The 26,238-nt window shown below is 54.9% G+C and carries 24 protein-coding genes; 10 read left to right on the top strand and 14 right to left on the bottom strand.

Going from position 1 to position 26,238, the window contains the following annotated elements:
• Nucleotides 1-32: 32 nt before the first annotated feature.
• From uvrA to B4A77_RS09490, 3 genes are all read left to right on the top strand, one after another.
• A complete protein-coding gene (uvrA, locus tag B4A77_RS09500; protein WP_290740218.1) occupies nt 33-5,327 on the top strand; it encodes an excinuclease ABC subunit UvrA in 5,295 nt (1,764 codons plus the stop codon).
• Between the two features lie 90 nt (nt 5,328-5,417).
• Nucleotides 5,418-7,697, top strand: a complete 2,280-nt coding sequence (locus B4A77_RS09495; RefSeq protein ID WP_290740215.1) for a formylglycine-generating enzyme family protein — start codon at nt 5,418-5,420, stop codon at nt 7,695-7,697.
• On the top strand, nt 7,697-8,278 hold the full coding sequence (locus tag B4A77_RS09490; protein WP_173364944.1) for a hypothetical protein: 582 nt from the start codon (nt 7,697-7,699) through the stop codon (nt 8,276-8,278). Before B4A77_RS09495 ends, B4A77_RS09490 begins: the two co-directional genes overlap by 1 nt.
• A 114-nt stretch (nt 8,279-8,392) precedes the next feature.
• On the opposite strand, the gene ychF is transcribed toward B4A77_RS09490, so the two are convergent.
• The 4 genes from ychF to B4A77_RS09470 all read right to left on the bottom strand — a co-directional run bounded on the left by ychF (nt 8,393) and on the right by B4A77_RS09470 (nt 12,566).
• Nucleotides 8,393-9,490 carry a redox-regulated ATPase YchF gene (gene ychF, locus B4A77_RS09485; protein ID WP_290740213.1) on the bottom strand — a complete coding sequence of 366 codons (1,098 nt, stop codon included), beginning with the start codon at nt 9,488-9,490 and terminating at the stop codon, nt 8,393-8,395.
• An 85-nt stretch (nt 9,491-9,575) separates the two neighbouring features.
• Nucleotides 9,576-10,079 (bottom strand): hypothetical protein, encoded by a 504-nt coding sequence (locus B4A77_RS09480; RefSeq protein WP_290732163.1) that lies wholly within the window; start codon nt 10,077-10,079, stop codon nt 9,576-9,578.
• Between the two features lie 103 nt (nt 10,080-10,182).
• Nucleotides 10,183-11,742 (bottom strand): hypothetical protein, encoded by a 1,560-nt coding sequence (locus B4A77_RS09475; RefSeq protein WP_290740210.1) that lies wholly within the window; start codon nt 11,740-11,742, stop codon nt 10,183-10,185.
• The gene (locus B4A77_RS09470) at nt 11,742-12,566 is read right to left on the bottom strand and encodes a TIGR02147 family protein (RefSeq protein ID WP_173380930.1); all 825 of its coding nucleotides are present in this window, start codon (nt 12,564-12,566) and stop codon (nt 11,742-11,744) included. The genes B4A77_RS09475 and B4A77_RS09470 overlap by 1 nt, the downstream gene beginning before the upstream one ends.
• 104 nt (nt 12,567-12,670) lie before the next feature.
• On the opposite strand from B4A77_RS09470, the gene B4A77_RS09465 reads away from it, so the two are divergent.
• Genes B4A77_RS09465 through B4A77_RS09435 form a run of 7 tightly spaced genes read left to right on the top strand, consistent with a single transcriptional unit; the run spans nt 12,671 to nt 18,356 of the window.
• Complete coding sequence (locus B4A77_RS09465) at nt 12,671-13,627, top strand: hypothetical protein (RefSeq protein WP_290740207.1); 957 nt, start codon at nt 12,671-12,673, stop codon at nt 13,625-13,627.
• The gene (locus tag B4A77_RS09460) at nt 13,627-14,571 is read left to right on the top strand and encodes an asparaginase (protein ID WP_290724125.1); all 945 of its coding nucleotides are present in this window, start codon (nt 13,627-13,629) and stop codon (nt 14,569-14,571) included. The genes B4A77_RS09465 and B4A77_RS09460 overlap by 1 nt, the downstream gene beginning before the upstream one ends.
• 23 nt (nt 14,572-14,594) lie before the next feature.
• Nucleotides 14,595-15,431 (top strand): hypothetical protein, encoded by an 837-nt coding sequence (locus tag B4A77_RS09455; protein ID WP_290724123.1) that lies wholly within the window; start codon nt 14,595-14,597, stop codon nt 15,429-15,431.
• A gap of 24 nt (nt 15,432-15,455) precedes the next feature.
• Nucleotides 15,456-16,307, top strand: a complete 852-nt coding sequence (asd, locus tag B4A77_RS09450) for an archaetidylserine decarboxylase (RefSeq protein ID WP_173380934.1) — start codon at nt 15,456-15,458, stop codon at nt 16,305-16,307.
• On the top strand, nt 16,307-17,131 hold the full coding sequence (locus tag B4A77_RS09445) for a hypothetical protein (RefSeq protein ID WP_173380935.1): 825 nt from the start codon (nt 16,307-16,309) through the stop codon (nt 17,129-17,131). The genes asd and B4A77_RS09445 overlap by 1 nt, the downstream gene beginning before the upstream one ends.
• 25 nt (nt 17,132-17,156) lie before the next feature.
• Nucleotides 17,157-18,002, top strand: a complete 846-nt coding sequence (locus B4A77_RS09440) for a hypothetical protein (protein ID WP_290724121.1) — start codon at nt 17,157-17,159, stop codon at nt 18,000-18,002.
• Between the two features lie 21 nt (nt 18,003-18,023).
• Nucleotides 18,024-18,356 carry a GerW family sporulation protein gene (locus tag B4A77_RS09435; protein WP_290724119.1) on the top strand — a complete coding sequence of 111 codons (333 nt, stop codon included), beginning with the start codon at nt 18,024-18,026 and terminating at the stop codon, nt 18,354-18,356.
• 71 nt (nt 18,357-18,427) lie between these two features.
• Here the strand turns inward: B4A77_RS09435 and serC are convergent, their stop codons facing one another.
• From serC to B4A77_RS09385, 10 genes are all read right to left on the bottom strand, one after another.
• Nucleotides 18,428-19,534 (bottom strand): 3-phosphoserine/phosphohydroxythreonine transaminase, encoded by a 1,107-nt coding sequence (serC, locus tag B4A77_RS09430; protein WP_073320460.1) that lies wholly within the window; start codon nt 19,532-19,534, stop codon nt 18,428-18,430.
• 107 nt (nt 19,535-19,641) lie between these two features.
• A complete protein-coding gene (locus B4A77_RS09425) occupies nt 19,642-20,406 on the bottom strand; it encodes an EI24 domain-containing protein (protein WP_290740204.1) in 765 nt (254 codons plus the stop codon).
• Nucleotides 20,407-20,469: 63 nt separating this feature from the next.
• Complete coding sequence (locus tag B4A77_RS09420; protein WP_290733628.1) at nt 20,470-20,994, bottom strand: hypothetical protein; 525 nt, start codon at nt 20,992-20,994, stop codon at nt 20,470-20,472.
• A 106-nt stretch (nt 20,995-21,100) separates the two neighbouring features.
• A complete protein-coding gene (locus B4A77_RS09415) occupies nt 21,101-21,409 on the bottom strand; it encodes a hypothetical protein (protein WP_290740201.1) in 309 nt (102 codons plus the stop codon).
• 67 nt (nt 21,410-21,476) lie between these two features.
• Entirely contained in the window at nt 21,477-22,364 is an 888-nt protein-coding gene (gene metF / locus B4A77_RS09410; RefSeq protein WP_290740198.1) for a methylenetetrahydrofolate reductase [NAD(P)H], read from the bottom strand.
• 113 nt (nt 22,365-22,477) lie between these two features.
• Entirely contained in the window at nt 22,478-22,870 is a 393-nt protein-coding gene (locus B4A77_RS09405; RefSeq protein WP_290724109.1) for an ExbD/TolR family protein, read from the bottom strand.
• On the bottom strand, nt 22,871-23,446 hold the full coding sequence (locus B4A77_RS09400; RefSeq protein ID WP_173380943.1) for a MotA/TolQ/ExbB proton channel family protein: 576 nt from the start codon (nt 23,444-23,446) through the stop codon (nt 22,871-22,873). It abuts the gene before it with no gap.
• A gap of 66 nt (nt 23,447-23,512) precedes the next feature.
• Complete coding sequence (locus B4A77_RS09395; RefSeq protein WP_290740194.1) at nt 23,513-24,229, bottom strand: energy transducer TonB family protein; 717 nt, start codon at nt 24,227-24,229, stop codon at nt 23,513-23,515.
• Nucleotides 24,230-24,238: 9 nt separating this feature from the next.
• Nucleotides 24,239-25,450 carry a DUF1302 family protein gene (locus tag B4A77_RS09390; protein WP_290740192.1) on the bottom strand — a complete coding sequence of 404 codons (1,212 nt, stop codon included), beginning with the start codon at nt 25,448-25,450 and terminating at the stop codon, nt 24,239-24,241.
• 2 nt (nt 25,451-25,452) lie between these two features.
• The gene (locus B4A77_RS09385; protein WP_290740189.1) at nt 25,453-26,235 is read right to left on the bottom strand and encodes an outer membrane lipoprotein-sorting protein; all 783 of its coding nucleotides are present in this window, start codon (nt 26,233-26,235) and stop codon (nt 25,453-25,455) included.
• Between the last annotated feature and the right edge of the window lie 3 nt (nt 26,236-26,238).

Here is a 26,238-nt window from a genome sequence, read left to right as displayed (position 1 = left end):
ACGGTTAGGCCGTCTTTTTTTATATTTGGGGCATGACCAAGTCTATCGAAATCCGCGATGCGCACGAACATAACCTTAGGCATGTGAACCTTTCTATTCCACGCGATTCCATCGTGGTGGTGACCGGAGTGTCGGGTTCGGGCAAGTCGAGCCTTGCCTTCGATACAGTGTTCCAGGAAGGCCAGCGCCGTTTTGTGGAGTCGCTCTCGGCGTATGCGCGTCAGTTTATCGGCCGCATGAAACACCCCGAGGTGGAGAGCGTGCGCGGCATTTCGCCGACGATTTCGATTGACCAGAAGACGGTGAACCGAAACCCGCGTTCGACGGTGGGTACGGTGGTGGAAATCTTGGACCATTACCGCTTGCTTTTTGCGCGCTTGGGCGTGCCGCATTGCCCCGATTGCGGGCGAGTGATCCAGGCGCAGACGGTGGACCAGATTGTCGATAATTTGTATGTGAGCGATGAGGGCAAGCAGATTACGGTGATGGCGCCGATTGTGCAGGAGCGCAAGGGCGAATACCGCAAGGAACTGGCCGAACTCAAGGAAAACGGCTTTGTACGAGCCCGTGTGGATGGCACGATTTACCGCTTGGAAGATGTCCCGGCACTCGTGCGTTACGAGAAGCATACCATCGAGGCCGTGATTGACCGCTTGACGCTTGAACGCAAGAACATGAGCCGCTTGCGTGAGGCGCTGGAAGGCGCGCTGAAGTTGACTGACGGAAAGTTGGTGAGCTTCTTGCTGTCGGCGGGCGGTTCTGCAGGTGCGGGGGATGCGTCGGCCAAGGAAGAATACCGTTTGCAGGGAACGCTCTTGGCTTGCCCCAAGTGCGGCATCTCCATCCCGGAACTGGAACCGCGGTTCTTCAGCTTTAACGACCCGAAGGGCCGCTGCCCCGCCTGTAAGGGTATGGGCGAAAGCTACAAGTTCGACTTGGACTTGATTATCCCGGACAAGACGAAATCGATTAAGGAAGGCTGCATCGCGACCATCAAGAAGGACGACGGCACGCTGATTTTTAGCGACTTTGGCCGCCGCAACTTGCGCAACATCGCAAACGAGATGCATTTTTCGCTCGATACGCCGTGGAACAAGCTCAAGAAGGCACAGCAGGATGCCGTACTGTACGGCACGCCGAGCGAATCGGAGCGCGGTATTATCCCCATCATGCAGGAATTGTGGGACATGTGGCACATCTACCACTTCCGCAAGTACATGCAGATAGGCGTTTGCCCCGAATGCCACGGCACGCGTATCAACCGCACGGCGAATGCGGTCACGTTCCACGGGCATAACCTGACCGAGATGACGGAATGGTCCGTCGAGAAGTCGGTGGAATTTTTCAACAAGCTCGACTTGTCCGAGAAGGAAAAGCGAATCGGCAAGGAAATTCTGAAGGAAATCCGTGGGCGACTTTCTTTCTTGAATGCGGTGGGGCTCGGTTATTTGACGATTAACCGTAAGGCTTCTACTTTGAGTGGCGGCGAGGCGCAGCGAATCAGGCTTGCAAGCGCCGTGGGCGCCGGCCTGCAGGGCGTGCTTTACGTACTTGACGAGCCGAGCATCGGGCTCCACCCGCGCGATAACGATAAGTTGCTCGGGATGCTGGAGCATTTGCGCGCGCAGGGCAACTCCTTGATTATCGTGGAACACGACGAAGACACCATGCGCCATGCGGACTGCGTGATTGACGTGGGGCCGGGTGCCGGCGTGGAAGGCGGTCGCGTGATTGCGGCTGGAACCGTCGAGGAACTCGAGAAGAACAAGGCGTCGCTGACGGGCGCTTATTTGAGTGGCCGTAAGGCAATCGAGATTCCCGAGAAGCGAAAGAAGATTGACAAGAATACGCCGAAACTCAAGATTTGCGGTGCCGCCGAAAACAACCTGAAGAACATTGATGTTGAAATCCCGCTCGATGGTGCGCTCACGGTGGTGACGGGCGTTTCGGGCTCCGGCAAGAGTACGCTGATTAATCAGATTTTGCGCCGCGAACTGGCCCGCGTGTTCTACAATTCCGAAGAACCGGTCGGCAAGTTCGACCATCTGGAAGGCCTCGAAAACATCGACAAGGTGATTGAAATCGACCAGACGCCCATTGGCCGCACGCCGCGAAGCAATCCGGCGACGTATACCAAGATTTGGGACGATATCCGCGACCTTTTCGCGAGCATGGAGGAAAGCAAAATTCGCGGTTACAGCAAGAGCCGATTCAGTTTTAACGTGAAGGGCGGCCGCTGCGATGCCTGCGAAGGCGCGGGCGTGAAAATTGTGGATATGCACATTTTGCCCAGCGTGCAGGTGACTTGCGATGTGTGCGGCGGCAAGCGCTTTAACGATGCAACGCGCGAAGTCTATTATAAGGGCAAGAACGTCTCCGAAATTCTCGATATGAGCATTGCCGATGCGGCGGAATTCTTCAAGGACATCCCGAAGATTGCAGAACCGCTGAATTTGCTTGTGGAAGTGGGTCTCGGCTACCTTACTTTGGGCCAGCCTTCGACAACGCTGAGCGGGGGAGAGGCGCAGCGCATTAAAATTGCTTCTGAACTGCGTCGCCCGGGTACCGGCAAGACGCTTTACCTGCTCGACGAACCGACGACGGGCTTGCATTTCGAAGATATCCGCAAGCTCATGGATTGCCTGAATCGTCTGCGTAGCCTCGGCAACAGCGTCGTGATTATCGAACACAATTTGGACGTGATCAAGTGCGCCGACTGGATTATCGACTTGGGCCCGGATGCAGGCATTCATGGTGGTCGCGTGATTGCGACGGGAACGCCGGAACAGATTGCGAAGAGCAAGAAGTCCGAGACGGGCCGCTATCTCGCGCCGGTGCTTGCGAAAAAGCATGGCGAAAATCAGCATTTTGACCGCACGCTCAAGGGCGGCGAAGACTTGTCGCTCGATATCGAGGTGCATGGCGCCCGCAAGCATAACCTGAAGAACATCGACGTGACGATTCCACGCCACAAGCTCACGGTGGTCACAGGCGTGTCGGGTTCCGGCAAATCGAGCCTTGCTTTCCATACGCTCTTTAGCGAAGGCCAGCGACGCTTTGTGGAAACCTTGAGCACTTACGCCCGCCGCTTCTTGGGTCGTCCTGACCACGGGAGCATCGATTCCATTTCGGGCTTGGCTCCTGCGATTGCGATTGACCAGAAGAGTGCGAGCAAGAGCCCGCGCAGTACGGTGGCGACCCTCACCGAAATTTATGACTACTTCCGCATTTTCTGGGCGAGGGTCGGCACCCCGCATTGTTTAAAATGCGGGAAGCCTGTGTCTTCGTACAGCGCGGGCGACCTGATGCAATACGCCTTCGACCGCGACTTGAATAAGAAAGTCACTGTGCTTGCTCCGTTCGAAATCAAGGATGTGCTCAAACTTTCGAAAATCCTCACTGAGAAGGGCTACCGCAAGGTTTACCTCGGCAATAAACTGGAGGAACTTCCGCTGCCGAAGATTCCGACCCGCGAAAAACAGTTGTTCGCTGTGGTCGATACGGTGGTGGTCAAGGAAGAAAACCGTGCCCGCCTGGTAGAAGCCTTTGAACGCGGCTACCGCGACGGCAACGGAATTCTCTACGTGGAAGATGAAAAGGGCGGTCGCTTGGCCTGCTCCGAAAAGCCGGGCTGCCCCGATTGCGGCTGGTACATGGATTCGGCGTTGAACCCGAAACACTTCAGTTTCAACACGCACTGGGGCGCTTGCGAAACCTGCCTTGGCCTCGGTCACTTTAAAGATGGCGAAGTTTGCCCGGATTGTCACGGCGAACGCCTCAAACCCGAATACCTTGCGGTTCGCATCGGCGACAAGAACATTATGGATGTGAACCACATGAGCATCGCCCAGGCGCTCGAATGGTTCAGCAACGAAAACTTCAAACGCGACAATTTCGGAAAAGACAAAAATCCCGATGGCAAGATGACGGTCGCCGAACCTTTGCTCCGCGAAATTGTCGGACGTCTCAACTTCCTCAAGGGCGTGGGGCTCGGCTACATCGGCCTTGACCGCGCGGGCGACACGCTCAGTGGCGGTGAATCGCAGCGCATTCGCCTCGCAAGCCAGATCGGTAGCGGCCTCGAAGGCGTGCTCTATGTGCTTGACGAACCTACGGTGGGCCTGCACGAAAGCGATACCGCCATGTTGCTCGATACGCTTTACCGCCTGCGCGACCTCGGTAATACGCTTGTCGTTGTGGAACATGACATGAAGATGATGCAGGCGGCGGACCATATTATCGATATGGGTCCGGCGGCGGGAGAGTTCGGTGGCGAGGTCGTCGCCGAAGGTTCTCCGGAACAGCTTTCCAAGCCGTATGCCTTGCAGCAGTTCCCGCGCAGCGAAACGGTCAAGTATTTGACGCACACCATCCCGATGGCAAACGAGATCGCGGCAAAACCTATTACCGATTCCACGGAATTCTACGAATTCGAAAAACTGAATCATAACAACCTTAAGAATTTGTCTGTAAAGTTCCCGAAGGGAGCCATTAGCGTGGTCTGCGGTGTTTCGGGTTCGGGCAAGAGCTCCATGGTCATGGACGAAATCTACCCGCGGCTCAAGAAGAAGTTCCAGGCCCGCGGCCGCAAAAAACAGAGCGGCGAAGTGTTGCTGGTGGACCAAAGCCCGATTTCAGGGACGCCTCGCAGCACGCCCGCGAGTTTCACGGGCGTGTTTGACGAAATCCGTAGGCTTTTCGCCAAACTGCCGCAAGCCAAGTTGAAGGGCTTCGACTATGGCCGCTTCAGTTACAACTTGGCTCGCGGTCGCTGCGAGGCCTGCGAAGGCCGCGGTGCCATTTCGGTGGAAATGCACTTCCTTTCGGATGTGTGGGAAGTCTGCGATGTCTGCGGTGGCAAACGCTACAACCAGGAAACCCTCACCGTTACTTTCAAGGGCAAGAATATCGCCGATGTGCTCGACATGCGCGTGGCCGAAGCCTGCGAATTCTTCAAGGACCAGCCTAAAATTCTCCCGAAACTGGAATGCCTGCGCGATGTGGGTCTCCCGTACGTGAAACTCGGCCAGTCCGTCACCACGCTCAGCGGCGGCGAATCCCAGCGCCTCAAGTTGGCGGCGGAACTTGCCCGCAAGCCTGCCCAGGAAATGGTCTACCTGCTCGACGAACCGACTACAGGGCTCCACCTCAAGGACATTCAGATCCTCTGGAACATGTTGCGCAAGCTTTCGGCCCGTGGCGATACCATTATTGTCATCGAACACCACCCGGACATTATCCGCCTCGCCGACTGGAAGGTGGAACTCGGGCCCGTCGGTGGCGAAAAGGGCGGATATTTGCTCGAAATGGGCAAAAACAACCAATAATCACGAACAAAGTCCTTACAAAGATGTTATCTTTAAATATGGTTGGGCTATGGTTTTTTCTGTAGCCGTGAGTAATTAACAGGAGAAGTTATGTCCTTTGCCCGTTTGCTGCCTCTATTGCTGTTGGTCCCGGCGCTTTCTTTTGCCGATGCCGACAAGAATTTCAAGGTCGCACCGAACCAGTTTACGACCGGAAGCGTGGTTGATCCCATTGCGAACATGGCTGTCGAGATGAAGGGGCCGTCCCTCGTTTCGCAGAAGCCGGTCTTCCCGCTGAAGACAAATACCCTCTACTGGAGGCACAAGAAGGGTCCGAAGGAATACCAGTGGGTTCCGGGGCAGCTGAACTACAACAATTTCAAGAAACTTCACGCCTTTAGCCTCGAGGATGCGCATTTGAACTCCTTCGAAGTTGCCCAGATGCGTTTCTACGCTTCGCAGAACAAGAAGGCTTTCCAGGACGAGGACGATCTCTACTTCGACAAGTATTTCATTTATTCTCCCCGCGTGCCGAAGCTCCTGTTCATCAAGAACGGCAAGTGGCAGATTCTGAATGAGACTGCCTTGCCCGGTGTCGTGGTCTTCAAGAGCGATGTGAAGGGGCTCGAGTCCGCATTCGAAGAGGCTCCGTTGAAAAAGCTTCCGAAGGCAATTTATCCGCTCAAGGAAGGCGCCTACGTGTTCGAATTCTCTGCCCCGGGTTTTCTTCCGTTGGTGGATATCGGATCGGTCAAGTCCGGCGAAATTCTCGTGATGCAGCCCAAGCTAATGAAGATTGATTCCTCCAAGGCCGACAAGAAGGTCGAACTTTCGATGGATGAAGCTTCTGTCAAGGCGGCCAAGAACCTCGAAGAAACGGAAATCCTCTATGACAAGTTCATCGCCGAACTGCAGAAGGTCGTGGATATCCTGGATACGAACGCTTTTGCGAAGGGCTATCCCCAGGTCAAGCCTGCTGTGGCGGTTGGCCTCTACGAAGGCGATGCTACTTATGAAAATTACAGGTCCGCTTATGAAGGCGTGCGTCTTAGGGCGAAAGAAGCGTGGCGCAATTCCCACATGAAGGGCGTTAGCGAAATCAATACGGCCTTCAAGAAAAAGCTCGACAGCTTGCAGGCGCTCCCGCTCCGTGGAACGATGGCTCCTGTTTCCTTTGAACCTGTCCGTGAAAGGGTGGTCGAAGGGGAAGGCGTCGATTCTGCGTCGGCTCCCATGAAGGAAGTCAAGTTCAAGTTCGGCCAGGATGGCCAGCGCTTCGACGTGATGTGGAAGGGAACGGCCAAGGGCATGAATGCTGACAGTCTCTATTCCCTCTTCCAGAACCATGCGGGCGAAGTCAAGGTGTTTATAAGCCTCAAGCAGAACAAGCCGGTGTGGATCCGTAAGGACGGCGTGATTACTGGCCGCCACCATTACCGCTACACTCGCATCGAGTTCGAATACAATGGCCAGAACCTGGTGGGACTGGGCGACTTCATCTTGCCGGAATATATCGTGGACGAACCGGAGGTGCAGGAATGGCTGAACCAGTATGATGCGGACGATATTGCTCTCCAGCAGAAGACCGCCGCCGAAGCGAAGGCGAAGGCTGTCGCCGCGCAGCAGAAGAACGATACCGTCTATGCGAAGGATGTCGATATGCCGGGCTTCAGCAAGATGAGCATTCCGCGCATTATCCGCGACAACACCTACGGCGCGGTCGCTCTGATTGATTCGGGTTCCTTCCGCTACAAGGGCCGCGTAGTCAAGATGTCCCCGTTCGCTATCATGACGACCGAGATGAGCCAGCAGCTTTTCGACCAGACCATGCTCCGCGAACCGGATACGACCAAGCATATCAAGAACCGCTCTGTCTACAAGAATCCTTCGAAGCCGGTCCACAATATCACGTGGGATGATGCTCGTGCTACATGCAAGATGCTTGGCGGTGACCTGCCGACGGAAGCCCAGTGGGAATTTGCCGGTCGTGCCGACAATAACGAAGGCGCCATCTGGGTCCTGGACGAGGACGGCGATGTCGGCGATTACGCCATCTACCGCGAGAATTCGTACAAGATGGGCAAGAAGAGCCCTGCCTACGGCCCGCAGCCTATCGCATCGAAGAAGCCGAACGCATGGGGCATCTACGACATGTCCGGAAACGTTGCCGAATGGACCCGCGACAAGTACTTCATGTTCTCGTTTTGGGTGGAATCCTCTAACCCGACAGGTGCGATGATGGGTTCGACCAAGGTCTACAAGGGCGGTTCCTGGAAGGACAAGGAATCGATGCAGAACCTGACGGAAAGCGATGACGAAGATCCGCGCTACTGGTCCGACGCCATCGGGTTCCGCTGCGTATTCCCGAAGAAACTTTTTGAGGGACGCTAATGGCGACGGCCGCTGAAGAACTCAAGAGCGACAAGCGATTCAAGCTATTCCGGAAGATTATCTCGGTTCCCTACCTGCTGGCCCTTCTCGGGTTGCTGATGCCGCTTATGACGGTATCGTGTGGCGACACGCAGGTCATTGCGGAACCGTCGTTCTACGAGATTGCTTCCGGACTCGACATGCATGAAGCGCTGAAGGAGCCTGCCAAGGGTTACCTTGAGAAGATGGAACAGAGCAACCCGAAGTCCCTGGAAAGGTTCAAGGAATCGCTCCCCGGTTTCCCGCAGCTGGAACCGGTTCCGCATCTGTTCGGGATAGTTGGCGCGTTGGTGCTCGCGGCTGCCTTTGCCTGGTTTACGGCGCTTGGCTCACTGACAATGGGCATGCTCTCGATGTTTGCGCTATGGGCGTTCTTCTCGCAGATAGGGCGCGCCTGTGTCAATATGGGCATGCAGGTTCTGCATGTGGAGCCGGGCGCTGGAATCTATGCTGCGTCCGTGCTGATTCTCATCGGAACGGCGATGAACCTCGCCGCAATCATCCGCCCGATTATCGTAGAATTCAAAGCGAAAAGAAAATAGGGAAGGCTCCGCCCTCCCTAAGACCCTCCTAAAACACGAAAAAAATTTCGGCAAGCAAGCTTACCTCACGCATACGAGAACGTATGCGAAAAAGCTTTGCGCGACTTATCTTAGTTACACGTTAAACAGGAAGTACATGATGTCGCCATCCTGTACCAGGTAGTCCTTGCCTTCGGTGCGGACGAGGCCCGCTTCCTTTGCGGCGTTCCAGCTGCCGTGCTTGAGGAAGTCCGCATAGCTGAGTGTTTCTGCACGGATGAAGCCGCGTTCGAAGTCGGTGTGGATGACGCCTGCGCACTGCGGGGCCTTGTAGCCCGCGTGGAACGTCCAGGCGCGGCATTCCTTTTCACCCGCGGTGAAGAACGTGCGGAGGCCCAAGATTTCGTAGCCCTTGCGCACCACGGCGTCGAGACCGGATTCCTTCATGCCGAGTTCCTTCAAGAATTCGGCCTTGTCGGCAGGTTCCATTGCGGAGAGTTCTTCTTCGATCTTGCCGCTGATGACGATGACTTCGTGGCCGTTCTTGGCGGCGTAATCCTTGAGCTGGTCCACGTAGGCGTTGCCGGTGAGGATGTCGTCTTCCTTCACGTTGGCGCAGTAGAAGAGCGGCTTTGCGGTGAGGAGCGCAAGGTCCTTGACGATGAGTTCCATCTCGTCGCTGTCGTGCATCACGGTGCGTGCGGCCTTGCCTTCTTCCATGGTCTTCTTCAAAAGTTCGCAGGCGGCGAGGCGAGCCTTCGCTTCGGCGTTGCCGGTGCGGGCGCCCTTCGCTTCGGTAGAAAGGCGCTTCTCGACGGTGTCGAGGTCCTTGAGGATGAGCTCGGTCTCGATGACTTCCACGTCGCGCACCGGGTCCACGGAACCGCTCACGTGCACGATGTTCTCGTCGTCGAAGCAGCGGATGACTTCCATGATGGCTTCGCATTCGCGGATGTGGGTGAGGAACTGGTTGCCGAGGCCTTCGCCCTGGGCGGCCCCCTTCACGAGGCCGGCGATGTCCACGAATTCAGTGACGGCGGGGACGATGGACTTCGGGTTGTAGACCTTCACGAGTTCGTCGAGGCGGCTGTCCGGGACGCTCACCATGCCTACGTTCGGCTCGATAGTGCAGAAGGGGTAGTTCGCGGCTTCGGCGCCGGCGTTGGTGATTGCGTTAAAGATGGTGGACTTGCCTACGTTCGGGAGGCCTACGATACCGCATTTGAAACCCATGGTAAACTCCGATTGAAAATGCACGGAAAAACCCGCGCTCTTTGAACGCGGGTAAATTTAGAAAAAAGCGAGCTGCAGGGTGGCTCTAGAATGCAAGCGCCACGGCGATTCCACCCTGTTCTGTGGGGACGAGCTTAAGGCGGAGCGATGTTTCCGAAATGCCGATTCCCTTGTTGTAGAGGTCGATGGCGTCGTGCATGTAGCCGTCTGCGATATGCGAGAGCAGAAGCGAGATTCCTATGACTCCGGCACCGCCGAGGGTGAGGTACATGCCGAGGTCTCCGTCTCCCCAGATCCATTCTACGACTCCGTATCCCAGTGCAGCGCCGCCTGCATAGGCAAGCACCAGGCCCGGATAGTAGAATCCCATGGCAGTGCTGTAGGCACTTGAGGATTCTTCTTTCGACTTTATGGCGTTGATGGCGACATCGGCGTCGACAATCTGTTCGCCCATGAACCAATTCCTGTCATGGAAGGAAAGCTTCTTGCCTGCGATGGAGGGGGATAATTTGACATCTCCGTCATCTGCGAACGCATTGCCGAAGAGCGCGAAAATGAACAGAAATAGAGCCATGGATTTGAACTTCACGTTTTGTCTCCTTTTTTACCCCAATGAGGGTGTTTGTGCTTACAATATAGTAAACCCCGGGCGATTATGCCGAGGTTTTTGCGTTGCTTTATGTTGTTTGCTTTTATCGCAGGTCGTCGCGGTTGATACCGTAGACGCGGACGTTGTCGAGCCAGAGATTGGAACCGTTGTACATGAACACGGTAAAGTTCGTTATCTTGTTGCGCGTGATGTCCCAGCCGTGGTAATCGCGGAGCTTGTAGGTAAAGTCTTCGGGACGCAGCACGAGCCTCTGCCAGTTCGATTTGGCTTCGCCCTTGTACGAGGCCTTGTAGTTGAGATCTTCGTCGAGGGATTCGAGGATGACTTCGAATTCACAGTCGCCGCGCAGCCATACGACCACGGAATCCATGCGGCTCCAGTCGTGCGGGTGGCGGGTGAGGCGTGTGCCGAAGACGACGATATCCGGGTATTCGACATCGTATTCGATATGCATCACCTTGCCGGAACGGCCCTTTGTATCGCTTTGGAGAACGCTCAGGGAGTTGAGGAACGAAGTCGTTACGGAATCGGTCAGCGAATCCTTCTTGTGGAATTGGATGTACCAGTTGTCCCTTGTCAGGGGGGCGGGAAGATCGCTGCGGATGGTCCCGCTGTCGAAATGGAATATCTCGACGGTATTGAGGTCGTACCACAGCGAATCGCTGATGTCCCTCCAGATATCGGCGGGCTCCCTGTCGCTCGGATCGGTGTTGCCCCATTCGAGAGTCCAGGTGTCGGAAGTGTCCTTCAGGTTCTCGAGACGGATGTTGACGGTCGCGCTCTTGATGGATGCATCCCAGCCGTCGACTTCCATTTCGACTTCGGCTCCGTTGCTTGCATAAAGCCGCAGGTCGCTACCGTCTTCGCTTGCTTCGGCAAACTTGAAGTTCGTGGAATCGAGCCGGAGGACAAGCACGTAGGGGGCTTTAATCGGGCGCATCCAGTCGGAGACGAGGTCGACGGGCTTGAACTTCATGGAATGGACGTAGCCCTTCTTTGCCGGGGAGAGCACATGGCCGACATGGGTTGTCTCGTCGGAGATGACGGAAACGTTCGCGTCGGCGATACATTCGTTGCTTTCTGGACTCCACGACTTGAGCGAAAGCTTGCCGGCAGGGAGCGAATCAAACTGGAAGAACCCGAGCGAATCAGTCTTCTGGATACGGCCGATGCCTTCCACGTTGACCCAGGCGTGAGTCGCGTTTTCAGGAAGCGAAATCCATCCCTTGATGGCGCCGCGCTTGCGGAGGTTCGCCTTGGAAAGGGTGTAGTTCTTGGTGAGGCTGTTCAGCGTGTACTGGAACACCGCGGCGGAATCGCCCTTCTCGATTTGGATGGTGTAGGAGCCTTCCTTGTGGTTCTCGATAAAAATCTTGCCGAGGTTGTCCGTCTCGCCGATGTAGGCGTAGTCTTCAGAATGGATGGTTTCCGTAGAATCGGTGACGAACCAGCTGGGTAGAACCTTGTAGGAGGCCTTTTCTGCCTTGTCCGTGCCGCTAAATACCTGGATGGAGACGGTGCCGCCTTCTTCCTTGGCTATTGCGTTTTCGGTTTCTGTCGTGCTGCCGGCGGTGCCGGAGTTTGTGCAGGCCGCGAAAAACGCAAGGGGAGCCGCTAATAATATTTTCGACGCGAACTTCATTATTTTGTTTTCTTCTTATTGAAGGCTACGGGGAACAGGGCGAGGTTCATCTGCAACACGCGGGTTGGCTTGCCGCACTTGTCGACCCGGATCTGGACGTCCTTGCGGAATTCCTGGATCATGGCCTTGATGTCTTCGAAACCCTGTTGGTCCACAGCCATTGTAAGTGTAGAAATATCTCTGTCGGCCGGGTCGATGGTGTTGAGGGAACGGGCGCCAATTTGCATGACGTTGGCCTGGAACTGGCGTATGGCCTGCGCCCTCTGCTCTCCGGCGATGTTGATATGGGCGTCGGCGAGTTTCACGCGGCCGTTCCCGAGGTCCTGTATGAATCCGAGTTCGTTCAGGATATCGATGCTTTCCTGGACTTTATCCTCCTCGATGGAGGGTTCAAGGCTTTCGGAAATCTCCTTCGCGTCGACCTTGCCCTGGTTCACCTCGATGAGGGCGCGGATGACGGGGGTCCACCAGTCGCTCAGGTATTTCTGTTCCTTGTCGGCGAGGCTGTGCGTCTTGACATCGCGCAGCAGGAAGGCCTTTGCAAGGATTTCGGTCTTTGTCTTTTCGGATTTGGTGCGGGATGCGGCGAGGAGTAAGTCGAAGTAGCGTGCGGCACGGCCGGTAAGGCCCAAAATTCTCTTGACGGCGGGAACACAGCGGACGGGGAGGTTTCTCTTTTTTTCGACGATGCAGAAGACGTGGCTCGCGTTGAGGCCGATGGCCTGCCCGAGTACGCTATAGGAATACCGGCCGTTGCCGTTCTTCTTTTCGAGATAGAAATCCCGAATGATGTCACGGTAATCTGTGTAGTCGTATATGGTCATGTTGCTGTCCCAAGGCCACGGGAAGTGGCCGTTTGTAAAAAAATATATATTTTGGACAGGGCGGTTTTCCCGAAATGAAAAATTTAATCGTTACCTTTTTGTCAATGCTTTTGCTCTATGCGGGCTGGCGTTTTTTTGAGGCGCAGAGGGCCGAGAAATTCGAGTTCGAGCGTAGGGAAGCTCTCGTCCGTAACGCCACGGAATGCCTGGAATCGGAGAATTGGGAATGTGCGGAGAAGAGCGTCCGAGCCCTTTTGTGTGATGCTCCTCACGATTCGAACCTGCAACTCCACCTGGCGGGCATCCTGTACGAGCAGGAAAGGTACGAGGAATGTATCCGCTATGTCGACAGCATCGGGACAAAAACCCCCGATTTCGATTTCCTGAAGAAAAAGTCGGCGCAGCTCATACGCGAAATGGAAGAACTCGGAATAGAGCGCTCGATGCATTTCCGCGTAGAATTCGAGGGTCATCCTTCGAAAAGCGATGTGATGGAAGCGCTTGCGGTTCTCGAAGTCGCCTATGATTCCCTCTGCCGCCTGTTTGATTTTAGGCCCCAGAACAAGATGAGCCTCGTGCTTTACAGGTCGAACGAGTACCAGGGCATGGGGCCGCGGCCCGAATGGGTTGGCGCGGTTTACGATGGAAAGCTCCGTGTACCCGTAGAGATGATGCGTTACCGCGAAATATACCGTCCGGTTCTTTTCCATGAACTCACGCATTCCTTTGTGCGGGCGATGACGCATGCCAAGGTGCCCTTGTGGATCAACGAGGGCATAGCGCAGGTTATAGACGGCTCGCGGACGGGGAATCCACGTCCGGCTGGGGGGATTCCTTCGAAGGAAGCCCTCACGGAACCGTTTGTCAAGGAGCCGAATGCCGACGTGGCCAATCGTCTGTACTGGTATTCGCAAAAAATGGTGGAACGCATGCTTTCGCGGAATGCGGACTTCTCGCATTTCAAGATGTTTGTCAAGAGCCTGCGCACGATGAGTGTCGACGAGGCCCTGCAAAAGTTCTACGGCGTTGATACGGACTTGCTGATAAAAGAGGTGATGTGATGGCGAAGAAGAGGATAGTTGTCCTTACGACGGGCGGAACGATTGCGGGCGTCGGCGAGAGCGGCAAGGATACGGGATACGTTTCTGGCCAGATTCCGGGCGAAACCCTGGTGGCCTCCGTGCCGGAACTTTTGGAATATGCGGACGTGCGGGTCGAAGAAATCTGCAATGTCAATTCCGACGATATTACAGACAAAATATGGATTTCGCTTGCAAACCGCGTGAAGGAACTGCAGGAAGACGATGCGGTCGATGGAATCGTGATAACGCATGGGACCGACACGATGGACGAGACGGCCTATTTCCTGAGTCTCACCGTCAAGTGCGAAAAGGCGGTTGTCCTGACGGGCGCGATGAAACCTTCGACGGCGAAGAATCCGGATGGCCCTGCGAATCTCCTTGGTGCCGTGCGTGCTGCAGCCGGTTTTGCCGTGGATGACGACCCTCCCGAAAACAAGGTGTGGGTCTATTTCGGTGGCGAACTTTTCGATGCCCGCAGCGTGCAGAAGTGCAGCGCGAGCGCCATGAATCCCATGGGCGTGAACTATCCCGGCGAAGGTTCCAACTGGAATGCGCTCAAGGAACAGAATTTTTTCGATGTCTCCGGGCTCGATTCGCTCCCGCGCGTGAACGTCGTGTATTTCTCTGTGGATGCGAACCCGAAAATCCTCCTGTATGCATCTAGCGTTTCGGACGGGCTCGTGATTGCGGGTGCGGGGTCGGGCGAGTTCAGCCGTGGCTGGGCGGAAGCCCTGTCCGGCATCGATATCCCCGTGGTGGTCTCGACGCGGATCCACCACGGGCTCGTTACGCTTAACGAGCGCCTGGCCCCAGGCCGGATATGTGCCGGACGGCTCCCGCCGCAAAAGGCCGCAGTCCTTTTGCGCCTCGCCCTGACTGTGACGGACAGGGTGAGTGACTTGCGGCGGATTTTCTCCCTGTAGCTTTTTTTGTTATTTTGATGAAGATGAAACGTTTTTTTGCTTTGTTTGTTATCTGTTCGCTTGTGGGTTGTGCCGGCCTTCGCGACGATGCCCGCGGCGGCTCCGGTGACGGAGATTCCGGCATGCGGGATGCGCCGTGCGAGGAATGCGGGACCCGTGGCGAAATCGAACTCAAGATCAGCGACGAAAAGTCGTATCGCGAATGGAACGGCATTGCCTATTCGCGCCTGGATTCTTCGGCGGTCGTGGGGGTGCTCCCGACGCTCAAGGTGGTGGCGAAACGTCCGGATGATTGCCGCATGTGCCACAGCTTTAGCGCAGATGCACTCGATTTCGACCTTGCGCATGTCGAGGATTCCCTGTTCGCGAAAGCGTTCCCTAAAATGCGGCGAGAACTACTGCTTCCGGGGATGAGGCTGCCCGATGCCGACTCTCTCTATCTGGACACGTTGTCGTTCCGCTTGCTGAAAAGCGTCTTCGCCGATGGGAAGCCGCTTTCGGATATGGCTCCCTGGGTGTCGCGAGACAGCGTAGAGCAGGATTTGCAGCGCGAGGTCCCTGCCAAGCTCAAAAACCTGTTGAACGATATCGCATCCCGCTACGAAATCAGGTATGTCACCATGCCGATTTACCTCAAGGTTGAAATGCTTCCCGATTTGGGCAAGAAGGGCGGCTTTACCTGGGAAATCCTCTGGACCATGTGGGATGTGCGGTATGGGGAGCTTGTTTTCTTGACGTATTCGCAATTTACGGCGGCAACGACAAGCCGGGTCGCTCCCGAGAAGGAATGGTCTCGCCCCTTTGCACCTCGCCTGTGGAAGATGTTCAGCACGGATGTAGGCAAACTCGAAAATCACTAGCGACTTTTTTCTATCTTGCAAATTATGAATACCGCTTTTTACGTTTTCATGAAGCTTTTGCCGAAGAACGCCGCGAGCCGCGCCTTCGGTGTCTTTACGCGCCTCCGCATTCCCGTTTTCTCGAAGCTTGCGCGCAACGCCTTTGCCGCTTACTACAAGCTGAACATGGAGGAATCGGAATACCCGATTTCGCATTACAGGAATATTGGCGAACTTTTCATCCGCAGGCTCAAACCCGGCATGCGTCCGATTGCGGATTCCGAGATTGTCTCGCCTGTCGATGGCGTCCTTTCGCAGACCGCCACTTTCGATGAGAAACAGGAACTGATTCAGGCGAAGGGCAAGACCTATACGCTCAAGGATTTGCTCCGCGACGAAGAAATGGCGAAACGTTTTGAGGGCGGCGCCTTTGCTACGATTTACCTCGCTCCGTTCAACTACCACCGCATCCATAGTCCCGTGAAGGGGGAAGTGGTGGGGGCGAGCTACTGTCCCGGGACGCTCTGGCCGGTGAATGTCGGGAGCGTGGAACGAGTGGAAGGCCTCTTCTGCATCAACGAACGCCTCACGAGCCACATCCGCCTGGACGACGGTTCCGAGATGCTCGTGGTGAAGGTGGGGGCTACCAACGTGGGCCGCATCGGGGTCGCCTATACTGACGACCTCCTGGTGAATGCGGGCAAGCTTCCCAGGGACTGCAAACGCTACGACTGGAATCCGCCTCAAAAAATTGAGGTGGAAAAAGGTGGCGAGTTGGGCCGATTCGAGATGGGTAGCACCGTGATTCTCGTGGTGGACAAGAAAATCCGCGAAAGGAATCCGGGCCTTTTCCAGAGCCGCGTGGGTATGGCGGTCAAGGTGGGCGAGGCACTCTAATGGTTTCGGCGAGGCGGTTTGCAAGCGACGAGCCTGCGCTTTTCAAGTCGACCGTCGATTTTATACGACATTTCAGCAAAGTCCCCGATCCGGTTGTCGCCGTTTCGTCTAGGGAATCCGACGTCTCGGCCAAAATTGCGTGGACGCTTTTGGGGACGACTTTGTTCCAGGGAATCGATTATCCGGCGTTTGTCTCGGTTCTCTCGGCGCTACAGAAGCAGTTCCCGGGCGACCGCCTTTGGAATCTCCCTGTGCCGAGTGTCAAGGAAATTCAGTCGTGCGCGGAATCTGCCCTCGAAGGCTACGAATGGAAACTCTTGCCGGATGTTCCCGGAATTTTCTGGAGTGTCGGGCTCTTTGTGCGTCGTCACGGCAACATGCTGGAGTGGCTCAATTCCAGAACCCCCGAGGGAATATGGCGCGATCTCGGTGAAATTTATTTTGTTGGAAAAGGAAACCCGAGGCCGAAGGCCTGTGCCGCCATCTACCGTCTGCTGATTCCCGCTCCGATTGGCCTGGGGCTTGGTTGCGCATCTCCCAAACGTCCGGCGCCCCTCCCCTTGACGATGGGGGCGAGGCGTTTCCTTGCGATGCTGGGGCCTGCTCGGGACGATTCTTTTGCGGACCTGGAACCGGAAAAAAAGCAGAAGATGCTGGACGATTATTGCAAGATCCTTAGTCCGGATTGCCCCTATGTGGCAGCGCATGCGCTCCAGTTCTACCTGGAATGGGGAAAAAACGACTTTATTTGTCGCGAGTCGACGTGCCGGTGCGCAAAATGCCCTCTCTATGAACATTGCAACAATGCGGTTCGGCATGACTAGATTCTTCAATTCTAAATTTAACGTCATGAATTGCCGGGTCTCTCGCCTTTGCCTGCTTGCCGCTTTCGCCTTCGTGGCGATGGCTGTTTGCGCATGCAAGGAAAAGGAAGTCCCGCCGCTGGACCATGCCTCGATTCTTTATAAGAACATTCGTCCGTCGCATGTGAACGTGAACGAAAATCCGGTGGGTGAGAACATCCCTTCGCTTGTGAAGCGGGTGGACTTTAGCTATCCGGTAATGCCGGGCGATACGCTCGATGTGTCTATTCTTGAATTCAAGAGCGATGTCTATGCGATGGATTATTACACCAACAGCGGTCGTTTCCAGGGGATTGTTCCAATCCTCCGCGGCTCGTTCTTGGAACAAAGTATTCGCTCCGACGCTCGCATTTTCATATTCCGTCACGATAGCTTCCGCCGGTACGAAAGGAGCGACCTCGAACAGTATGTCCGCAATTTCCCCGGCTATCGCGGCGGGTTCCCGCAGGAATTCCTGAGCCTGCCCTTCGAACATCGCGAGGCGGGACGGACTTCGATCCAGACGCAGAATTTCTTGGGCGTCAAGTCGTATTTCCCGGTTCTGGTGCAGAGTTATCGCGATGCGAATTTGCAGTGGAACGTTGCGCGAAGCTGGGAACAGGTGGATTCCGATACCTATGACCGGTGGGCTGCGCAACTGAAAAAGGTTGAACCCAAGGGCGTTGTCCGCGATGTGGAAAATACTTACTTCAACGCCGGCGAAGGAGTGAACGGCATCGCATCGCGTCTACCTGGTGGGCGAATCGTTGTCGTGTGGGGCTACCTTGGCTGGTTTGACCTGGAACGTCGCTTTTTCACGGCGAGCGACCGCATTTATGAAGCCAGGTTCTAATCTTTAATCTATATTAAAAATATGGCTATTGAAAAACTTGCAGAAACTCTTTTGGAAAAGCTCCGTTTCATCACTAAGGCAGAAACGGTTATCGGTAACCCCATCCAGGCCGGTGAATCTACCGTTGTGCCCGTGAGCCGCGTGTCCGTGGGCTTCGGTTTTGGCGGTCACCAGTCCAAGGGCGATACGTCCGCTTCCGGCGGTGGCGCTTCGGTCGAACCGGTCGCCTTCCTCGTCATCAAGGGCGACGATGTGCGCGTGATGCCCATCAGCAAGGACAGCTCGCTTGTGTCGAAGGTCATGGACATCGTTCCCGACGTCGTGAACAAATTCAAGAAGTCTGACGCAGAATAAAAAAGACCCTCGCTTTTGCGAGGGTGACGATTAAAACAGCTTGTCATCCCCGTTTGCACGGGGATCTTTTTTTAGCCGAGAACCTTCTTTTCGAAGTCGCCGAGGCAGTCAACGAGGGCCTGCACGCCTTCGACCGGCATCGCGTTGTAGATGGATGCGCGGAAGCCACCCACGGAGCGGTGACCCTTGAGCTGCTGCAGACCGCGAGCCTTTGCGAATTCGAGGAATTCCTTGGCGAGATCGTCAGCCTTGTCGGCGGCAACCACGTCCTTGTTGAACACGAACGGAACGTTCATGATGGAACGGTCTTCCTTGGCAGCGGTACCGACGAACACCTTGGAATTGTCGAGGGCGCTGTAAAGGAGAGCAGCCTTGGAACGGTTCACCTTTTCGATAGCTTCGACACCACCGAATTCCTTGAGCCACTTGAGGGTGCGGTTCATCACGTACACTGCGAATACCGGAGGCGTGTTGAACATGTTGGCAGCGTCGATGTGGGTCTGGAAGTTGAGCATCGTCGGGATGGTGCGGTTCACCTTGCCGAGGAGGCCCTTCTTGATAATCGTCACGGTCACGCCAGCACAGCTGATGTTCTTCTGGGCGCCGCCGTACACAACGCCGAAGTCGGACACGTTGATCTTACGGGCGAGGAAGTCGGAACTCACGTCAGCCATGAGGAAGCCGGACTTCGGCTTCGGGAAGTTGTGCCATTCGGTACCGTAGATGGTGTTGTTGGCAGTCACGTGGAGGTAGGTCGCGTTGTCGGAAAGCTTCAGGTTCTTGTCGATGCGGCTGTAGGTTTCGGACTTGGTGTCGCAAGCGGCGAGAGCGTTACCGAACTGCTTGGCTTCCTTGTAAGCCTTGTTTGCCCAAACGCCAGTCAGAGCGTAGTCTGCTGTAGCGTCCTGGTTCAAGAAGTTCATCGGGAGCATGCAGAACAGAAGGGAGCAACCACCACCGAGGAAAACGATGTCGTAGTCTTCAGGGATGCCCATCAATTCACGGAGGTACTGTTCCGTCTGGGCGAACATGTTTTCAATCGGCTTTGAACGGTGACTCATGGAGAGAATGCTGATGCCGCTGTTTTCGAAGTCGATGCATGCAGCAGATGCTTCCTTGAGTGCCTGTTCGGGCAGGACAGACGGTCCTGCGCTAAAGTTATAGACTTTATTTGCCATGGTTGTGTTCCTTTTTGTTTTGCCCCGCATGGTTTACGGGGACTCTTAAATTACGCGCGTAAAAATAGCAAAATGCGCTATGCTCGGCAATGGTCTACGGGTGCTACCTATCGTCTCGTTTTTCCCTTTATCTCTATTTGCGAAATTGTCGCGGCGACTGCCGAAACGCCCCCGATAAAGGCTGCGATAAATGCCCCGCAGAACAGGTATAACGGTAGCGAATACACGGCCCCGTTCGCAATAGCCAGGTACTTCAGTTCGCTCGTGCCCTTGAGGCTTTCCTTGACGGAGTACCGCCAGCGCTCGAAGGTGTAGTCCATGAAGCCGCTCCCGAAGTAGTAGGCGTTGATGATGAAAATCAGGCAAATCGAGATTACGCTCCCGACGACGGGAATCAGGTTCAGGAGGAGGCAGAGTGCGGTCAGCAGCAGTTGCTTTGCCGTGTTCCGGAGGGCGATGAGCAGAGCCCTCCAGATATCCTTCAGGGTCTGCTTCGCGTCGAACGGGAACTCGTTGCCGGTGAGGATGGTTTCGGCCTTTTCCGAAAGCATCGTGTAGATGGGCGACATCAAGACGTTCACGATGGTGCCGCCGATGAAAATGAAGACGATGAAGAAGATGATGGGGAGGACAATCTTGATGGCGACCATGCCGGCCTGTATCCAGCCGTTCATGTTCTCGGTGTGCCGCTCGATGATGCCGTTAATCCAGTCCCCGATGCCGACTCCGGAAAAAATGAAGGCGATTACTAGGATGATGTTGAGGACAACGGGCAGTACCAGGTACTTGGTGAGCTTGTTTGTCCATATCAGGCGGAGCGCCTTGGGGTATGCGACGAGCCCGCTTACAATCTGTTCTTTTATTCGAATCATTCCTTGCTTTTTCCCTTACAAAAAATGCCCCGCAGTGCGGGGCGAAAAGGTGTCTTTTGTGGCCTACACGCCGAGGGCTTCGATGGCGGCCTTGTACTTCTTGAGGCGGAACTTCGTCTTGAGTTCGCGTCGTTCCTGCCTGTGGATGTACTTGTCTTCCATGAGCACGTTCAAGATGGCGCTCTTGGCTTTTGCTGCGACGGGATTGTCCTTGAGGGTTTCCACGAAGCGCACAAAGTCCTTCTCGCGGGCGTCGTAAGTCGCGTCTTCTGCGGGTACGCCCTTTTCCATGAGCCTGCAGCTGTACTCGTCAATCCAGCCCTGGTTCTTGTGGTAGGTCATCTTCTGGATAAGTTCGACCATGTCTGCCGGAACGCCCATCGCGATGACTTCTTCGGGGGTCTTCTTGGTGGCGCCCGTAATCAGGTCCTGCAGAATCGCAAGAACCTGCACGTCTTCGGATTCGCCCTTGTTCTTGAGGTAATCCGCAACGTTCTGGAGAAAGTCAATGTAGGGGCCGCCGGCCTTGTCCTTCTGGCCTTTGTGGACTTCGGCGGCAATCTTGTAGGCGTCTGCGTAAGAGAGCATGTTTGTTCCTTGTGATAAAAAGCTTGTTAGCCCGGTGGGCTCTAGCACAATATATATAAAATGAACCGGAGTGTTTGTTGCGTTATCGTCCAAAATGGAATGATTGTCAGATTTCTTCCATTTTTAGCGGTTTGCCGGAGAACGTCTTCACGTAAATCTCGTTCGTGATGTTGTCCTTCCAGTTTTCGGGAACCTTGGATTCTTCGAGGAATTTGCCGATATCCTCGATAGCACCGGCAAGTCCGCCTTCTTCCTGGAGGGGAGTGTTTTCGGTAGAACGGGTCTTGCTGAGACTGAGAGCCGTGTTCAGAACAAGGACGCTCTTGAGTTGTGCTAAAGCCTGGGTCTGGGCCTTGATGGCGTCTGTCTGGGCGTTTATCGCATCCAGGAAAAGGCTGAATTGTTCGTCGGTCATCTGATTGTCCTTTGGAGGGTATTTCCTTCCTTAATATAGCATAAAGGCAGGAAAAGAGGACAATTTTTTAGGCAAAATTCTTCCCGAGAATAGCGGAAACGTTCTTCAAGATGCCTTCGGCCACGTCGGGCTTGTTCATCGAGTAAACGTGCACGTTTGTAATCCCATTGGCATACAGGTCGATAATCTGGTCGCTCGCGTAGATGATGCCCGCCTGCTTCATGGCCTCGGGGTCGCTCCCGAACTTGTCGACCAGCGACTTGAAGCGCTGCGGCATGAAGGAGCCGGAAAGCTTGATGGCGCGTTCCACCTGGTTTGCGTTCGTGATGGGCATGATGCCGGGGAGCACGGGGCAGTTCACGCCCGCATCGCGCAGCTTGTAGAGGAAGCTGAAGAACAGGTTGTTGTCGAAAACCATCTGCGTGGTGAGAAAATCCGCGCCCGCATCGACCTTCTCCTTGAGGTGCTTGATGTCTTCGGCCTGGTTTGCGCTTTCGGGGTGCTTTTCGGGGTAGCAGGCGGCACCGATGCAGAAGTCGGCGTCGGCAGCCTTAAGTTCGCGGATGAGTTCGACGGCGTAGTGGTAGTCGCAGTTGTCGCGGCCCTTTTCGATGAGTTCGGGAGTGAGGTCGCCGCGGAGCGCCATCACATTCTTGATGCCCGCTGCCTTCATGTCCTCGATGCGCTGGTGGACCGTTTCCTTGCTGCTCGAGACGCATGTGAGGTGGGCGAGCATCGGGATATTGAATTTTTCCTTGAGGTTCTTCGCGATATCGAGCGTGTAGTGGCTTACGCCGCCGCCAGCGCCGTAGGTGACGCTCATGAATGCGGGGCCGAGTGCCGCGATGGATTCGGTGGCCGCCTTCACGTTTTCGAAGCTCGTCTCTTTCTTGGGCGGGAACACTTCAAACGAAAGGCTCATCTTGTCTTGCTTCAGAATGTCTATAATCTTCATCGTCTCTCCGTGGGGCGGGTCGGACCGGCACCCGAGGTTTATGCAAATATGTTAATACATGCATAAATATATATAGTTTCAATGAAGTTGGCAAGTGGGCGCGTGTAAGTAGGCTATTCTTTTTCCATCTCGTTAATCAGCTGGATATTGTACAGTTTTTGCACCTGTAAAATGTCGAGGATGACGGCGATGCGTTCGTAAGTGGTTCCCTTGTCGATCTTGATGGCGACAGGGGATTTCTTGTTCTGCACCGTTGCTGCCTTTTCGCGGAGTTCGTCGGGCGTGCCGCGCTGGCCGTTAAAGGCGAGTTCCGTCTCCGAAAGCTCGATGTACAGGCCTTCGGGCGTGTCGCGCTTGGTTTCGGTCTGTGTTTCGGGCAGAATCAGCTTGAGCACCGATTCGTCTTGTTTGAACACCGATGTCACCAGAAAGAACACCAGTAGCAAAAAAACGCAGTCAATGAGCGGCGTCATGTCGGGGCGGATTCGGCGTGTGCGCTTGGCCATTTATGCATCCTCGTTTGCGGAATCGGCGGCGCGCCTGTGGTCCTTCTCCTTGAGAATGCGACCCAGCTGCAAAAGTACATCGTTTTCCACATTGTCCTGTTCCGATTCCATGCGGGCGTTCAGATAGTTGAACGCGATAACGTGCGGAATGGCGACCACGAGGCCAATCACCGTTGTAATGAGGGCGAGCTTGATGCCTGTAGCAAATGCGCCTGCGTCAGAAAGGCCCGAAACAGCGATGACGCTGAAGGCGTTGAAGATGCCGAATACAGTTCCCAAAAGGCCGAGCAGCGGAGAGATGCTCGCGATGTTTTCAATCGTAGTCATACCCTTCTGTAACGGCGAGAAGGCGAGCGCAATTTCGGTGCGGATGCTTTCGATAATGATGTGGTGATCGGTATTGTGCGTCACCACGCGATGCAGGATTTTCGCCGGGAGGCGCTTGCGGATGCTCCTGTTGAAGAGAATCAGCGAAATGATTTTCCATACGATGATGGAATAACCGACGAAATTCATCGCCACGAGCACGTAGGCGATAACGCCGCCCTGTTGAATAAAGTCTAAGATGTAGTTCATAGTTATCTTTCCTATTTTTAAAGTCTTTGCTTTGTCATGCCCGCGAAGGCGGGCATCTCCTTTCTACTAATGCAGGTTATACTTGATTGGAATCTCCATTTTCCAGGTGTCCTTGCCGAGCACCGCTGGAATCGGGTCGAACTTTGGCACGGCTTGCACGGCGGCAAGCGCGCTTTCGTTCAGTGAAGAATACGGACAGGGCTTTGCCACAACCGCTCCGCTGATGCTTCCGTCTTTTGCAACCGTGAACTGTACGCGCACGGTGCCTTCTTGCTTTAGGCGGCGGGCTGTAGCGGGGTAGTCCTTCTGCTTTTCGAACGCCTTGGAAAGCCCGATAAGGTAGGCCTTCGTTACCTTCATCAGCGAATCCTTCGAGGGTTTCGGCGGTGGAGGTGGCGGTGGGGGCGGTGCCACAGGTTCGGGAGGTGCTTCGACAACGGGTTCGGCATCCGTAACCACAATGGGTTCCGGCTCTGGTTCGGGTTCAGGTTCCGGCACCGTATCTTGCACGATGTTCGGGGTAATCTTTGCACGGACCACTTTCTTCACGATTTTCTTGACTTCGGGTGGAGGCGGAGGCGGTTGCAAGAGCAAGCGCTCCACATGAATCACCTCGGCATCTTCGCGGGTGGTAACCACCTGCGTCCGCTTCAGGAATCCCCAGGCGTAAAAGCCTGCGTGCAGCAAGACTGCGACGATAATGCCGACGCAAAACACGTGCCGCATCGTGAATGCAGAATAGGGATTGCGCGTGCGCGATGTCGGTTCAATTTCAAAGTTCATTAGATTTTATTAGAAGTAGTACTTCGCTTTCGCCCAGATTTCGCGGTTCTTGTCGTAGCCTGCGAGTTGTCCGCGCTTGCCGCCAAAGTGGTCGTAACCAAGCGAAATCATTACCTGGTCGGTGACGGAGTAATCGCCCGAAACGCGTGCGTAATAAGCGAGGTTGTCAATGTCGAACATGCCGTAGAGCGAAAGCTTGAGCGTGTTGTTCAGGAGCTCCTTCGAAATGCGGAAAGTCATTTCTGAGGAATTCTTTTCGGCGGCTAATTTGTCCGAATAATCAGCGATGTACTTGTGTAAATACTGCACCATGAAAGTCCAGTTGTCGCCGGCGTACCAGTCGATTCCACCGAGCGCATTGAACGTGTTCTTGCGGGCGTAATCGAGGTTGTTTGCATAGCCGAGCGCTTCGCCGAAATATTCCGCAATTTCAGCGCGAAGTACGAATTCGCCGACAGGCATCGAGAGGTCGCCTCCGATCATGGTCATGGTCTCATGAATGCCGTGGATGACAATAGAATCCTTGATGGGATCGTAGCCTGCGACCGTAACGGGCGACTGGTTATGCGTATGGAGTGCCGAGATAGAGAAGTCTAGATTCGAGAGGAAAAACGAGACGCGCGTTCCGAAGTCGCCGTTCTTGAATTTGGCATCGGGACCATCCGGGAAATCGATGCTCGCTTTTTCGGGCAATTCAGGACGCCAGGGGTTATCTTCTTGCATGGGCATCTGGAAGTATCGCGGTACGGGCACGTAAACGATTTCGGCATTCACGCGCTCGCCGGGGTACTTGATGCGGAAACCGTCAACAGCCATACGCATGTCATCGTAATCACTCGACATGAATTCGGTGTAGTCTACAGGCGAAATCAAGTCGGTAACGCGAAGCCCGTCGGCAACGCCCCACACCACAATCTGGCGGCCCGCGCGTATTTCAAGAAAGTCATTCTGGTAGTTGAAATACGCCTCTTGCAACTGCACTCCGGTGCGGTCTTCGAGAATGCTGTTTTGTACGCCATTCAGGCTGGTGAACAAATAGGCGTTCTCGTAATCTACGCGAAGTTCTGCGCGCAGGCGCGTCCGCGACGTGGTAAAATCGTGCGGATGCTGCGTCTGGACGGCGTGATACGTGTCCACGAAGCCGTTGAATTGAAACGGGCTTTCTTGGGCGACAGCGGCCGCCGCCGCCACCCCAATCGCTAACCACCAGATTTTAGACATTGTTACAATCCTCTTTCCAATCTCGGCACGGTGAATGTCTTCGCATCCAGCGGGATGTTGAACTTGATGTCGCCGAATTCAAGGAGCGTCTTGTGGTTGGTCTGAACGTTTTCCATGCTCATCTTGGCGATAGACCAGAATCCGTCTACCTGAACCACATTTTCGACTTTCAGCGAGCGGTGCAGTTTTCCGAGCTTGTCGTAGTATTCCACCTTGGCGGCAATCAGGCAGTCCTTGCGAATCCAGGAGATTTTCTTCGAGAAAATTTCGTCGCCCTTTTTCGGCACGGATTCAACTACCCAGCAATCGATTCCGTCCACCTTTTCTTCGCGGAGGAGCTTGTGGGTGTCTTCGTCGATGTTGCGCTGGCCCACATCGTCGTAAGTGAAGTCGGAACCCATGAAGTAATCCGTCTTGGAGCTCTTTCCGCTAATACGGCGCGTCTTTTTCATGGCGGGCAGGTAAAGCCACTTGTCGTCATCTTTGTTGATGTCGTCGTAATCGACCGTCAGGAATCCCGTGCCCTTCACGTCGTTGGGGTAGCGGAAGAACATAATCTGCTTGGTGTCCTTGCCCACGTCCATTGCGAACGAGGTAATCTTGCGTTCGCGCTTGGCTCCGCTTTTGTTGATGAGTGTCATCGAGAGTTCGGAACTGCGTGTGTCGCCATCGGGGCGGTCATGCACTTTTTGTACAATGTCGCGGCCGGTCAAAGTTTCTGCGCTCACCATGGCGCTCAAGGCGACAATAATTGTCGCGGCTTTTTTTGCGAATTTCATATTCATATT

The organism is Fibrobacter sp. UBA3718 (assembly GCF_002371935.1).
Taxonomy (GTDB): Bacteria; Fibrobacterota; Fibrobacteria; order Fibrobacterales; family Fibrobacteraceae; genus Fibrobacter.
This window is presented reverse-complemented; position numbering and strand designations above follow the sequence as displayed.

What these genes read in the sequence shown, in the direction of transcription:
- B4A77_RS09415 (WP_290740201.1), bottom strand. Translation starts at nt 21,409, where the DNA reads ATGACCGACGAACAATTCAGCCTTTTCCTGGATGCGATAAACGCCCAG.
- B4A77_RS09440 (WP_290724121.1), top strand. Translation starts at nt 17,157, where the DNA reads ATGAATTGCCGGGTCTCTCGCCTTTGCCTGCTTGCCGCTTTCGCCTTC.
- B4A77_RS09435 (WP_290724119.1), top strand. Translation starts at nt 18,024, where the DNA reads ATGGCTATTGAAAAACTTGCAGAAACTCTTTTGGAAAAGCTCCGTTTC.
- B4A77_RS09490 (WP_173364944.1), top strand. Translation starts at nt 7,697, where the DNA reads ATGGCGACGGCCGCTGAAGAACTCAAGAGCGACAAGCGATTCAAGCTA.
- B4A77_RS09495 (WP_290740215.1), top strand. Translation starts at nt 5,418, where the DNA reads ATGTCCTTTGCCCGTTTGCTGCCTCTATTGCTGTTGGTCCCGGCGCTT.
- B4A77_RS09445 (WP_173380935.1), top strand. Translation starts at nt 16,307, where the DNA reads ATGGTTTCGGCGAGGCGGTTTGCAAGCGACGAGCCTGCGCTTTTCAAG.
- B4A77_RS09400 (WP_173380943.1), bottom strand. Translation starts at nt 23,446, where the DNA reads ATGAACTACATCTTAGACTTTATTCAACAGGGCGGCGTTATCGCCTAC.
- B4A77_RS09420 (WP_290733628.1), bottom strand. Translation starts at nt 20,994, where the DNA reads ATGCTCTCTTACGCAGACGCCTACAAGATTGCCGCCGAAGTCCACAAA.
- metF (WP_290740198.1), bottom strand. Translation starts at nt 22,364, where the DNA reads ATGAAGATTATAGACATTCTGAAGCAAGACAAGATGAGCCTTTCGTTT.
- B4A77_RS09475 (WP_290740210.1), bottom strand. Translation starts at nt 11,742, where the DNA reads ATGAAGTTCGCGTCGAAAATATTATTAGCGGCTCCCCTTGCGTTTTTC.
- uvrA (WP_290740218.1), top strand. Translation starts at nt 33, where the DNA reads ATGACCAAGTCTATCGAAATCCGCGATGCGCACGAACATAACCTTAGG.
- B4A77_RS09455 (WP_290724123.1), top strand. Translation starts at nt 14,595, where the DNA reads ATGAAACGTTTTTTTGCTTTGTTTGTTATCTGTTCGCTTGTGGGTTGT.
- B4A77_RS09425 (WP_290740204.1), bottom strand. Translation starts at nt 20,406, where the DNA reads ATGATTCGAATAAAAGAACAGATTGTAAGCGGGCTCGTCGCATACCCC.
- serC (WP_073320460.1), bottom strand. Translation starts at nt 19,534, where the DNA reads ATGGCAAATAAAGTCTATAACTTTAGCGCAGGACCGTCTGTCCTGCCC.
- B4A77_RS09405 (WP_290724109.1), bottom strand. Translation starts at nt 22,870, where the DNA reads ATGGCCAAGCGCACACGCCGAATCCGCCCCGACATGACGCCGCTCATT.
- B4A77_RS09465 (WP_290740207.1), top strand. Translation starts at nt 12,671, where the DNA reads ATGCTTTTGCTCTATGCGGGCTGGCGTTTTTTTGAGGCGCAGAGGGCC.
- B4A77_RS09460 (WP_290724125.1), top strand. Translation starts at nt 13,627, where the DNA reads ATGGCGAAGAAGAGGATAGTTGTCCTTACGACGGGCGGAACGATTGCG.
- B4A77_RS09390 (WP_290740192.1), bottom strand. Translation starts at nt 25,450, where the DNA reads ATGTCTAAAATCTGGTGGTTAGCGATTGGGGTGGCGGCGGCGGCCGCT.
- ychF (WP_290740213.1), bottom strand. Translation starts at nt 9,490, where the DNA reads ATGGGTTTCAAATGCGGTATCGTAGGCCTCCCGAACGTAGGCAAGTCC.
- asd (WP_173380934.1), top strand. Translation starts at nt 15,456, where the DNA reads ATGAATACCGCTTTTTACGTTTTCATGAAGCTTTTGCCGAAGAACGCC.
- B4A77_RS09385 (WP_290740189.1), bottom strand. Translation starts at nt 26,235, where the DNA reads ATGAATATGAAATTCGCAAAAAAAGCCGCGACAATTATTGTCGCCTTG.
- B4A77_RS09395 (WP_290740194.1), bottom strand. Translation starts at nt 24,229, where the DNA reads ATGAACTTTGAAATTGAACCGACATCGCGCACGCGCAATCCCTATTCT.
- B4A77_RS09470 (WP_173380930.1), bottom strand. Translation starts at nt 12,566, where the DNA reads ATGACCATATACGACTACACAGATTACCGTGACATCATTCGGGATTTC.